An 11,163-nucleotide genomic window follows, 5' to 3' on the forward strand; every position below is an offset into this window, starting at 1 on the left:
CCTGGTTGTACGATCAGCCATTGCCTAGGTAGCTCAGTCGGTAGAGCAAAGGATTGAAAATCCTTGTGTCGACAGTTCGATTCTGTCCCTGGGCACCATTTCTTGCGTTCAATCTGCTTCTAGTCCTTGTTCCCAAGCCCCATTGCTCTATATAATACGAGCAAGCTTTGCGACAGGCTAACCCGTCGAACTCCTGATTTTTTCCGTGTCATCGTTTTTGCGGCTAACGCAAATCGGTTTTAGCCGCGTGGAAAACTTGCAGTCCGCTCATCCGCCTTCGCTCTCCGTGCCTTGCCGCATGGACTCCTTATCACTCAGATAGCTCCCCAGCGATGATGACGCAACACTCGACATCCAGCACAGAACAGCCTGAGCAAGCGGAACGGACCGGCTCCCAACAGCCCGCATCCCCTTCGCCACCATCACCCAACGCAGAAATCGGCGGTTTTGCAGGTCCCGAGCCGACCCGTTATGGTGATTGGGAAAAAAACGGCCGCTGCATCGATTTTTAATCCATCCTCCCTACCGGAAACAAGCCCATGAGCGCGCAACAGCAAAGACCTCTTTCGCCCCACTTGCAAGTCTATAAGCTGCCGTTGACCGGCATCCTATCGATTACTCACCGGATTACCGGCGTGCTGCTGTCGCTCGGCCTGCTCTATATCGTCTATCTGTTGTCGGCGCTGGCTTCGGGGCCGGAGGCTTATGCTTCGGTGCAGGCGTTTGCCGCTTCCTGGTGGATGCGCTTGCTCAGTTGGGGGTTCATCTATGCGCTGTTTTTTCATTTGTGCCATGGCGTCAGGCATTTGATCTGGGATGCGGGCCAGGGTTTCGAACTCGAAACGCTGAACCGCTATGCCTGGATCGAACTGGCGGCGTCGCTCGTGTTGACGCTGGTTTCTTTTGTTCTTTTGAGTGCGGATTAGCTTATGAAATATCGAACGCCTTTAACGAAGGCTCGCGGATTGGGTTCGGCAAAATCCGGGACGACGCACTGGTGGGCGCAGCGGGTGACCGCGGCGGCGCTGATTCCGTTATCCTATTGGCTGATCAAGCTGATCGATCTGGGTGCGAGCGCGCCTTATGCGGAAACCCAGGCCTGGCTGGCCGCGCCCTTGAATACGGTCGGCGTGCTGGCCTTTATCGCGGCGGCTTTTTATCATGCGGGATTGGGACTTCGCGTCGTAATCGAAGACTATGTCGGCCGCGAAGGTTGCAAGATCGTATCGATCTGGCTGGTCAATCTGATCTTTGCTTTGCTCACGTTGACGGCGCTGTCAGCCGTATTTCGCACTATTCAAGTTGGATGATTCATGACGGCTTCTTACAAGATTATTGAACACGCCTATGACGTGGTGGTGGTCGGCGCAGGCGGCGCGGGCCTTAGGGCGACTTTCGGCATGGCCGAAAAAAACCTGAAAACGGCCTGTATTACGAAGGTGTTTCCGACCCGCAGCCACACGGTCGCGGCGCAGGGCGGCATCAGCGCCGCGCTCGGCAACGCCGGCGAGGATGACTGGCGCTTTCACATGTATGACACGGTGAAGGGTTCCGACTGGCTCGGCGATCAGGATGCGATCGAATACATGTGCCGGGAAGCGATGCCGGCGGTGATCGAACTCGAACATTACGGCGTGCCGTTTTCCAGGACGCCGGAAGGAAAAATTTATCAGCGCGCGTTCGGCGGCATGACCACCCATTACGGCAAGGGCCGGGCTCTCCGCACCTGTGCCGCGGCCGACAAGACCGGCCATGCGATCCTGCACACGCTGTATCAGCAGGCCTTGAAGCACAATGCCGAATTCTTCGTCGAATACATCGCGCTCGATTTGATCATGGAAGACGGCGTCTGCCGGGGCGTACTGGCCTGGTGTCTGGACGACGGTTCGCTGCATCTGTTCAAGGCGCATTCGACCGTGCTCGCGACCGGCGGCTACGGCCGCAGCTATTTTTCCTGCACTTCCGCGCACACGGTCACCGGCGACGGCAACGCGATGGTGCTGCGCGCTGGCCTGCCGTTGCAGGACATGGAATTCGTGCAGTTTCATCCGACCGGCATTTATGGTGCCGGCTGTCTGATTACCGAAGGGGTCAGAGGCGAGGGCGGTTATCTGACCAACTCGGAAGGCGAGCGTTTCATGGAGCGCTATGCGCCGTCCGCGCGCGATCTGGCCTCCCGCGACATCGTCAGCCGCGCGATCACGATCGAGATCAACGAAGGCCGCGGCGTCGGCAGGCTGAAGGATCACGCCTATCTACATCTCGAACATCTCGATCCCGCGATCATTCACGAACGGCTGCCCGGCATCGCAGAAACTTCGCGCATTTTCGCCGGCGTCGATGTGACCAAGGAGCCGATCCCGATTCTGCCGACCGTGCATTACAACATGGGCGGCATTCCGACCAACTACCGGACCGAAGTGGTGACCTTGAAGGACGGCAATCCCGATCATGTGGTGCCGGGCCTGATGGCGATCGGCGAGGCGGCCTGCGTGTCGGTGCACGGAGCGAACCGGCTCGGCTCGAATTCCTTGCTCGACATCATCGTGTTCGGTCGCTCCGCCGCGATCCGCTGCGCTCAGTTGATCAAGCCGGGTGACGCGCATAAACCGCTGAGGAGGGATGCGGCCGATCAGGCGCTGGCGCGTTTCGACAAGATCCGCCACGCGCAGGGCAGCCGTGCGACCGCCGAGATTCGTCTGGACATGCAGAAAACCATGCAAACCAAGGCGGCGGTATTCAGGACCCAGTCGACGCTCGACGAAGGCATCAAGGCGATGACCGAGATTCGCGCCTCATTTTCGGATGTCAGCCTGAAAGACCGCTCGCTGATCTGGAATACCGATCTGGTCGAAACGCTGGAACTGGACAATTTATTGAGCCAGGCCCAGGTCACGATCACTGCGGCCGGCAACCGCAAGGAGAGCCGCGGCGGTCACGCCCGCGAGGATTATCCGGGCCGCGACGATCCGAACTGGCTGAAGCACACGCTGACCTGGACCGAAGGCAATCAGGTCAAGATCGATTACCGTCCGGTGCATCTATTCACCCTGACCGACGAAGTCGAGGTTTTTCCACCTAAAGAGAGGATCTATTGATGGCTGAATTCACCCTGCCGAAAAACTCGCGCGTTATTCAGGGAAAAACCTATCCGGCGCCGCAAGGCACGCAAGAAATCCGCCGTTTCGAGATTTACCGCTGGGATCCGGACAACGGTGAGAATCCGCGTGTCGACGTGTATGAACTCGACAAGGAACACTGTGGCACGATGGTTTTGGACGCGATCATCAAGATCAAGAACGAGATCGACAGCACGCTGACCTTCCGCCGCTCCTGCCGTGAAGGCGTCTGCGGTTCCTGCGCGATGAACGTGAACGGCAAAAACACGCTGGCCTGCACGAAGGCGATCGATTCCTATCCGGACACGATACGGATTTATCCGCTGCCGCATACCCAGGTGGTCAAAGACCTGGTGCCCGATCTGACCCATTTTTTCGCGCAATATGCCTCGATCAAACCCTGGATCGAAACCCAAACCCCGCCGCCGGCCGACAGCGAACGCCTGCAAAGCCACGAAGACCGCGCCAAGCTGGACGGCCTGTACGATTGCGTGCTGTGCGCCTGCTGCTCGACGAGCTGCCCGAGCTACTGGTGGAACAGCGAACGCTATCTCGGCCCGGCAGTCTTGCTGCAAGCCTATCGCTGGATCGCCGACAGTCGTGACGAGAACACCGGCGAACGCCTCGATGCACTCGAAGACCCGTTCAAGCTGTACCGCTGCCACACGATCATGAACTGCACCGATACCTGCCCGAAAGGCTTGAATCCGGCCAAGGCGATCGCCGAAATCAAAAAATTGCTGGTACAACGGCAAGAAGGTTGATGCGTTCGTTCGAGAAGCTCAGGTGGCGATGCCGGCGCGGCGTCGTCGAACTGGACATTTTGCTGCTGCATTTTCTGGAAAACGGCTATTTGCAGGCGAATGAGGATGAACAGGCCCAATTTGCCGGCTTGTTGACCTGGGAAGACGATGAATTGCTGGCGGTATTGATCGGCGGGAAAGCGCCGGAAACTCAGGGTTTTGACGCCTTGATCAATAAGATCAGAAACCTCGCGGGGGCCGCTGAGCCGGGCGGCCTCGGCAATTGATCGCGCGCCGCAGATGCGCGACGCGGAACTCGTCCTCAATTTGTTCGCATGAATTCGCCGCATAGTATTCTTTGTGATAAAGTTTTTCATCTTTTTCTAACACTATCGCAAATGGAGACTGTGCATGGCACTGCAAATATTCCGGACTAAACGGATCGAGACCGATCGGGAAACCGATTTGGGACTGAAGCGCTGTTTAACGGCATGGGATTTGGCTTTTCTCGGTATCGGCGCGATCATCGGTACGGGGATATTCGTACTCACCGGTATCGCCGCCGCGACGCAATCAGGGCCTGCGGTCGTATTATCGTTCATCATCGCGGGTTTTGCCTGCACCTTCGCCGCGCTGTCTTATGCGGAATTGGCGGCCGCCGTCGGCGGCTGCGGCAGCGCATACGGCTACAGCTATGCGGCATTCGGCGAATTGATCGCCTGGATCATCGGCTGGGACTTGCTTTTAGAATACGGCATTTCGGTTGCGGCCGTCGCGAACGGTTGGGCGGGTTATTTCAATAACGCGCTGGAAGCGATCGGTTTTGCGCTGCCGGAAGCGCTGACCAAGGCGCCGAAACTGGGCGGCCTGATCAACCTGCCGGCCTTTCTGATCATTCTGATCTTGATGTTCTTGCTGATCATCGGCGTCAAACAGAGCGCAAAAGCGAATAATGCGATGGTTTTCGTCAAACTGGTCACGATCACGGTTTTTATCGCGGTCGCGCTGTTTAATGTGAACCCGGACAATTGGCATCCTTTCATGCCTTTCGGCTGGTTTGAAACCCTGCCTGACGGCAAGACCACCGGCGTCCTGGCCGGGGCGTCGATCGTCTTCTTTGCCTATGTCGGTTTCGACGCGGTATCGACCGCGGCCGAAGAGGCCCAAAACCCGCAGCGCGATTTGCCGTTCGGCATCGTCTCATCCCTGGCGTTTTGCACAATCATCTACATCATTGTCTCGGCGCTGTTGACCGGCGTGGTGTCTTATACCCAGTTGAATGTGTCTTCACCGGTGGCCTACGCGCTCAAACTGCTGGGCATCAACTGGGCGTCCGCGCTGATTTCGACCGGCGTGATTGCAGGCCTGACCACGGTGATGCTGGTGCTGTATTACGGGCTTACGCGGATCATTTTTGCGATGTCGCGGGACGGTTTGCTGTCCCCGTTTTTTAACGCGGTCAATTCGACGACGCAAACGCCGGTGCGGGTGATCGTGATCTGCGGCGTGGTGATGGCGCTGATCGCCGGCTTCATGCCGCTCGGCGACCTGGCCGAACTCGTCAATATCGGCACGCTGGCGGCATTTGTGCTCGTCTGTCTGGGCGTGATCGTGCTGCGCATCACGCAGCCGGATATCAAACGCCCCTTCAGCACGCCTTTCAGCCCCTTGTTTCCGATTCTCGGCATGATCTCCTGCGGCGCGCTGATGGCGTTTTTGCCGGCGCTGACCTGGCTGCGTTTCATTGTCTGGCTGGTGCTGGGATTGATCGTTTATTTTGCTTATTCCAGGCATCACAGCAAGCTGGAACAAGCGTCCTAAGGGTTCGCCACAGACCTTCCAGGTTTTTGAAACCTGGCAGGTCTTCAACCGGCAAGGCCTCAATCGGGCTGCGTTAAATCACAAAGAACCACGGGATCAAAAATAGCTGCCATTGATTACATAATCGAGCTTCTGGACCGCGCGGCAGTCGCCAGAAGTTATTGGGCGCGTACGTTGCTGCTGAGGGCGGTTTTTACGCTTTTTGTAGTTACCGCTCATTCCTATCACCGACTTGAGCTGGCTGATCGGGAGGCCGCCGTCGATCAGCCACGAACCGTCGGCGCGGCGGACCACTTCGAAGGCAGGTTTCGCAGAAATGCTCGGAAATTCACCGGCGATCGCGGTCAGTACATCCATCAGGGTGACCAGCCCCTCGATGTCGCCATATTCGTTCACGATCAGCGCCAATGCCGAGTCGGCCTTGCGGAAATGCTCCAGGAGATCGGTCAGTATCATCAACTCCTGCACATAGAGCGGGAGCCTCAAGCCTCAAGCCTCAAGCCTCAAGCCTCAAGCCTCAAGCCTCAAGCCCTGTTCTATTTCGAAAGCGGAATCATCGCGCAGGGTCTTTTTCAACAAATCGCCGCAGTGCAGGATGCCAAGCACGTGATCGAAGCCGTCCCGGCAGACGACGATCTGCGTATAAGGACAGGCTTCGATTTTCCGGCGCTGCGTTTCCGGCTCATCCAGGCGGTCGATCACGAAGATTTCCTGACGCGGCACCATGATCGCGCCGACACGCATGTCATCCAGCCTCATCACATCATCGACCAATTGACTTTCACGGGCATGGAATACGCCGGATTCGGCGCCCATTTCCATCAGGATGCGAATTTCCTCATCCGAGACGGTGCTTGCTTTGATCCGGTTTAATCGGCATAAGTGCAGCAGCAGATGGCTCGAAACAGATAGAATCCACACCAGCGGGCTCACCAATACCGCCAGTTGTTTGGGGATCAGTTCGCGCAGTACGACCGAGAAATAGGTGATCAAGGCCACGGTCATGATCAGGGCCAGCGTATCCGCATGGGGAGCCAGTGCGGGCATTTGCGAAATCGCTTCATGCAGCGGGGCTCGCAGCACTTCCTCGCCGAATGCGCCGCTTAAAAACACCGACCGCGGTGATGCCGATCTGCACGGTGGATAAGAAGCGGTTCGGGTTTTCGTGGAGCTTGAGCGCGGCTTTGGCTCCCAGGCGTTTTTCCGCGATCAGTTTTTGCAGGCGCGCCCGGGTTGACGAGACGACGGCCATTTCCGAGAGCGAGAAAAGGCCGTTGAGCAGAATCAACAGAAAAATCGGCCCAAGGTTCGTGTAAAGGTCTTCTTTCACGTCGGTAAGGATTGGATTGAGGAATCGGCCTGCATTAGCCGAGTTTGCGATACAGGGTGCTGCGGTCCAGGCCGAGTATCTTGGCCGCCTGAATTTTATTTCCGCCGGTCATCTCCAAAACATGGCGGATATAAGCCTGTTCGATGTCGGCGAGCGTCCATCCCTGAGTCACGGCGAAATCCAGAAAGTTGCCGTTGTTCAGCGGAATTTTCGAGGCCTGCGCCAAATCCTCCAACAACAGCGTATCATGGTCCCCCAGCACGATCGCTCTTTCGAGCGTGTTGGCCAGTTCGCGGACATTGCCCGGCCAATGATAGGCGCGAATCCAGCGCAGCACTTCCACCGAGATATTGACCGTCCCTTGTTTGCCGACCTTCAGGCAGATGCCGTGGATCAACGCTTTGACCAATTCGTCAATGTCGTCCTTGCGCTCGCGGAGAGGCGGCACTTCCAGATTGATCACATTCAGGCGGTGGTAGAGATCGGCGCGAAACAGTCTATCGTTCACATATTGCGCGAGCGGTTGATGAGTTGCGGCAATCAGGCGGACATTGACCGGGGTTTCCTGCGTATCGCCGAGCGCGCGCACTTTTCCGCTTTCCAGCGCCTGCAGCAGCTTGGGTTGTATTTCCAGCGGGAGCTCTGCAATCTCATCGAGAAACAGCGTGCCTAAGTCGGCCTGTAAAAAAAGTCCCGGCCGATCTTTGCGGGCATCGGTGAAAGCGCCCTTGCGCACCCCGAATAATTCGCTTTCGACCAGGCTGTGAGGCAGCGTCGCGCAATTGACCGCGATGAAAGGTCCCGCGCTCTTGGGGCTGTTGTCATGAATCCAGCGGGCCACCGCGCTCTTGCCGGTGCCGCTTTCACCGCTCAGGAGTACCGTCGAGTTGACCGCGGCCGCCCGCGCAGCCATGCTCATCAGCCGCCGCATGCTGGGGCTTCGGGTGACGAAAACGCTCTTGCCGTAACTGGCATGGTCGGCAAAACCGATCTTGACCGCGGTCCGCCGCATTTCACGGTCTTCCAGGGCCCGACCGACCGCGGCGTAAAGCTCTTCGATACGGAACGGTTTGGTCAAAAAATCGCAAGCGCCGGCGCGCATGCTTTGCATCGCCAGATCGATGCTGCCGAAGGCCGTGATCAGCAAGACCAATTGTTCCGGCCTTTTGTGGTGAATGGCGGCCATCAGTTCGAGGCCGCGCATGCCGGGCATCGCCACGTCGGATATCACGAGAGCGAATGGCTCCCTATCGATGGCCTTGAGCGCTTCCTCGGTCTGGGTGAAGCCGGTGACCGTATATCCCTGCTGCCGCAGCATGTCGAGCAGGTAATCGACGACGCCGGGGTCATCATCGATGACCAGGAGGCGGTTATTTTCTAAAGTCATGACGGGGGCTTCCACGGCAAATGAATGATGAATCGGCTGCCTCTGCCATATTCCGTTTCGGCAACAACGCTGCCGCCCATTTCGGTCACCAAGGTTTTGACCACGGCGAGGCCGAGGCCGGTGCCGCCTTGTTTACCGCGCGTGGTAAAGTAAGGCTCAAAAAGATGGGGCAGGTGCTCCGCTGCGATGCCTGTTCCGGTATCGCTGACGGTAAGTCGCAGCGCCGCTATTTCGTTATCGGCATAAACGATTGAACCCTGGGATAGGTCGATCGCGATCGAGCCCCCGTCAATGATCGCGGCCAGCGCATTGGACAGCAAGTTGAGCACGATCTGCTGGATGCCGTCTTTGTTGATCAACAGCAGCGGCAAGGTGTCTGGGTGCGCATAGGTCATGCTCACCCCTTGACGGCGCGCTTCAAAGCCGAGCATGTCGATGACTTCCGCCACCGCCTGGATCACGTTACAGGGCGCCGCCTCGGCGGAGTGGCGAGGCGCAAACTCGAGCAGGCGTTGCACGATCCGGGTGATACGGTCGGTCTGATCGACCAGGATACTGGCGATCCGGCGCACTTCTTCGGGATCCTCTCCATTCTTCGCGAGCGCCCTTGCTCGGCCGTTAAGGACCTGCAAGGGCGAACCGATTTCGTGGGCCAGCCCCGCCGATAACTGGCCGATCGTGATCATTTTGTCGGCATTCTGTAGCGCCCGCTGCAGTTGCCGCCGTTGTTGCGTTTCGGCATCCAGCCGGCGGTAAGCCGAAAACAGCTCGGCGGTCATGCGGTTGAATTCCTGCCGCGCCGAGGCCAGTTCGTCGGCGCCGGTCACCGGCAAGGGGGCGGGAGGTTCCGTGCTCTTCCTGAATGCCAGCATGGCCTGGCGGAGCTCTCGCAGGGGGCGGGAAATATAGACATGGCCCAGAACGAAGCAGAGCAAGGAAGTAAACAAAATGAAGGAGAAAAAAGACAACAGAATGGACGTTTTGGTTTTGTTCAAATCCGCTTTCATCTTTTGCAATGAACGCACCACCGCCAGATTGCCCGGCAGGGCGGTTGATGCCTCGTTAAACGGCAGTGACAGCACCAGAAAATCGGGCTCATCCGCAGGAAAATAAAACTCTGTTATTGCCCTTTCCCGGGCGGCCCGGGAGAGGGACTGCTCGACTTCCTGCGGCCAGTTCAGGCTTTCCGCACCAGAGCGGATCATATCGTCGGGAAGGTAGACGCGGACGTCGACCGAGGGTCTGAGGCGTTCGATCTGCTGCAATAGCTCTTGCACGTCTTCCGGCTGTTGATCGCGCAGGGCGTTTTCGATTGAAACGAGCAGGCTGTGCGCTAATAACCGGGTTTCCTGTTCGACATCGTCGCGCAGGTTTTCCGCTTCGGTGCGCAGCTGGTAGGTTCCATAGATGCCGAACACCAGCAATGACAAGGCAAATAAGGAGAAAGTTAACTTATAGATGACCGACATGATGATGTATTTTGCGGCTATGCGTCGCAAAATGCAACAGTCCTTGGCGGATCACGCATCTTGTATCGGGCAAACGATAGGAAAGATAACGATATTCTCTCTTTGCAAGCTATGGCATGTATTTTGCTTTAAAAATTGAAAGGTGAAAACTAAAACCGTATCAATCCATCAATGAAAAATAGCCAAATTCTGTTCCTTGCCTTGTGTTTAATGACGGCATCCTGTGATTCAAAAAAAGAAACGGATTCTGTCGATACCCATCGCGTCGTAACGCCTGTCGTACAAGACGTTGCTTACAGCAGCGAATATGTCGCCGAAATTCATTCGGTAAAAAATGTCGAGCTTAGAAGCAAGGTCAAGGGCTTTATCGAAAAAAATTATGTGGACGAAGGCCAGACGGTAAAAAAGGGCCAATTGTTGTTTGAGCTGAGCACTTTGGAGTTCGAAAAGGAACTACAGAAAGCCGCTGCCTTATATAAAAATGCAGTTGCCGATTTGAAGGCGGCCGAAGTGGAATTAGCCAACGTGAAGTTGTTGGTGGAGAAAGACATCGTCTCCAAAGCCGAGCTTCATGTCACCCAAGCCAAGGTCGAGGCCGCAAGAGCCGATGTGGAAGAGGCCAGCGCCAACAAGGAAAAAGCCGCGTTGCATATTGCCTTCGCCTACATCAAAGCGCCCTTCGACGGGGTGATCAATCGCCTGCCGAACAAGGTCGGCAGCCTGATTCAGGAAGACGACATGTTGACCTCGATTTCCGACAACCGGGAGGTCTTTGCCTATTTCAATCTGTCGGAAATCGATTATCTCAATTACATCACCGGTGAAAACAAGGAGATCAAGACGGTTGGCCTAAAGCTTGCCAATAACATGCTCTATGGCCACGAAGGAAAAATAGAAACGATCGAAAGCGAATTCGACCGCTCGACGGGCAACATTGCGTTCCGGGCCCGGTTTCCCAATCCTGACGCGATTTTAAAGCATGGCTCGAACGGCAAGATCGTCGTCAAGAAACAACTGAAAAATGCATTGCTTGTTCCGCAAAAATCAACGTTCGAAATTCAGGACAAGCTCTATGTGTTCGTGGTGAGTCCAGAGGGTGTGCTGAAGCAAAGGAACATCATTGCCAAAATGCGCTTTGAAGATTTTTATGTCGTGGAATCCGGTTTGTCCAAAGACGAAAACCTCCTGTTCGAAGGCGCCGAGAACGAGAGAGACGGCAACAAAATTCATCCCGAGCCGGTCGATTTACTAAAAGTCATGCCGTTAGCCAGTAAAAACTAACCCTAAGGTTAAA

At 56.3% G+C, this 11,163-nt stretch carries 13 protein-coding genes and 1 tRNA gene; 9 read left to right on the forward strand and 5 right to left on the reverse strand.

Features of this window, described 5'->3' with window-relative positions; translation table 11 throughout:
- Positions 1–22: 22 nt before the first annotated feature.
- From METLA_RS0102395 to METLA_RS0102425, 8 genes are all read left to right on the forward strand, one after another.
- Positions 23–98: transfer RNA gene (locus METLA_RS0102395), tRNA-Phe, on the forward strand.
- A gap of 237 nt (positions 99–335) precedes the next feature.
- Positions 336–512, forward strand: a complete 177-nt coding sequence (locus METLA_RS21700) for a DUF1674 domain-containing protein (RefSeq protein ID WP_245598841.1) — start codon at positions 336–338, stop codon at positions 510–512.
- Between the two features lie 27 nt (positions 513–539).
- On the forward strand, positions 540–926 hold the full coding sequence (sdhC, locus tag METLA_RS0102400; protein WP_024297034.1) for a succinate dehydrogenase, cytochrome b556 subunit: 387 nt from the start codon (positions 540–542) through the stop codon (positions 924–926).
- 3 nt (positions 927–929) lie between these two features.
- Positions 930–1,310, forward strand: coding sequence for a succinate dehydrogenase, hydrophobic membrane anchor protein (sdhD, locus tag METLA_RS0102405; RefSeq protein ID WP_024297035.1), 381 nt, complete (start codon positions 930–932; stop codon positions 1,308–1,310).
- Between the two features lie 3 nt (positions 1,311–1,313).
- A complete protein-coding gene (gene sdhA, locus METLA_RS0102410; protein ID WP_024297036.1) occupies positions 1,314–3,098 on the forward strand; it encodes a succinate dehydrogenase flavoprotein subunit in 1,785 nt (594 codons plus the stop codon).
- Positions 3,098–3,883: a succinate dehydrogenase iron-sulfur subunit gene (locus METLA_RS0102415; RefSeq protein ID WP_024297037.1), complete on the forward strand. Its 786-nt coding sequence runs from the start codon at positions 3,098–3,100 to the stop codon at positions 3,881–3,883. Before sdhA ends, METLA_RS0102415 begins: the two co-directional genes overlap by 1 nt.
- Positions 3,883–4,149 carry an FAD assembly factor SdhE gene (locus METLA_RS0102420; protein WP_024297038.1) on the forward strand — a complete coding sequence of 89 codons (267 nt, stop codon included), beginning with the start codon at positions 3,883–3,885 and terminating at the stop codon, positions 4,147–4,149. Before METLA_RS0102415 ends, METLA_RS0102420 begins: the two co-directional genes overlap by 1 nt.
- Positions 4,150–4,273: 124 nt before the next feature.
- Positions 4,274–5,683 carry an amino acid permease gene (locus METLA_RS0102425; protein ID WP_024297039.1) on the forward strand — a complete coding sequence of 470 codons (1,410 nt, stop codon included), beginning with the start codon at positions 4,274–4,276 and terminating at the stop codon, positions 5,681–5,683.
- A gap of 96 nt (positions 5,684–5,779) precedes the next feature.
- Here the strand turns inward: METLA_RS0102425 and METLA_RS21220 are convergent, their stop codons facing one another.
- The 5 genes from METLA_RS21220 to METLA_RS0102440 are packed head-to-tail and all read right to left on the reverse strand — an operon-like array spanning position 5,780 to position 9,869.
- A complete protein-coding gene (locus tag METLA_RS21220; protein WP_281171968.1) occupies positions 5,780–6,151 on the reverse strand; it encodes a CBS domain-containing protein in 372 nt (123 codons plus the stop codon).
- Positions 6,152–6,193: 42 nt separating this feature from the next.
- The gene (locus METLA_RS21225; protein ID WP_051459728.1) at positions 6,194–6,766 is read right to left on the reverse strand and encodes a CNNM domain-containing protein; all 573 of its coding nucleotides are present in this window, start codon (positions 6,764–6,766) and stop codon (positions 6,194–6,196) included.
- Positions 6,744–7,013 (reverse strand): CNNM domain-containing protein, encoded by a 270-nt coding sequence (locus METLA_RS21230; protein ID WP_051459729.1) that lies wholly within the window; start codon positions 7,011–7,013, stop codon positions 6,744–6,746. The genes METLA_RS21225 and METLA_RS21230 overlap by 23 nt, the downstream gene beginning before the upstream one ends.
- Before the next feature lie 34 nt (positions 7,014–7,047).
- Positions 7,048–8,400 carry a sigma-54-dependent transcriptional regulator gene (locus tag METLA_RS0102435; protein WP_024297040.1) on the reverse strand — a complete coding sequence of 451 codons (1,353 nt, stop codon included), beginning with the start codon at positions 8,398–8,400 and terminating at the stop codon, positions 7,048–7,050.
- Positions 8,397–9,869 carry an ATP-binding protein gene (locus METLA_RS0102440; protein ID WP_051459730.1) on the reverse strand — a complete coding sequence of 491 codons (1,473 nt, stop codon included), beginning with the start codon at positions 9,867–9,869 and terminating at the stop codon, positions 8,397–8,399. The genes METLA_RS0102435 and METLA_RS0102440 overlap by 4 nt, the downstream gene beginning before the upstream one ends.
- 171 nt (positions 9,870–10,040) lie before the next feature.
- On the opposite strand from METLA_RS0102440, the gene METLA_RS0102445 reads away from it, so the two are divergent.
- Entirely contained in the window at positions 10,041–11,150 is a 1,110-nt protein-coding gene (locus tag METLA_RS0102445) for an efflux RND transporter periplasmic adaptor subunit (protein WP_024297042.1), read from the forward strand.
- Positions 11,151–11,163 lie beyond the last annotated feature (13 nt).

The organism is Methylomicrobium lacus LW14 (assembly GCF_000527095.1).
Lineage (GTDB): Bacteria > Pseudomonadota > Gammaproteobacteria > Methylococcales > Methylomonadaceae > Methylomicrobium > Methylomicrobium lacus.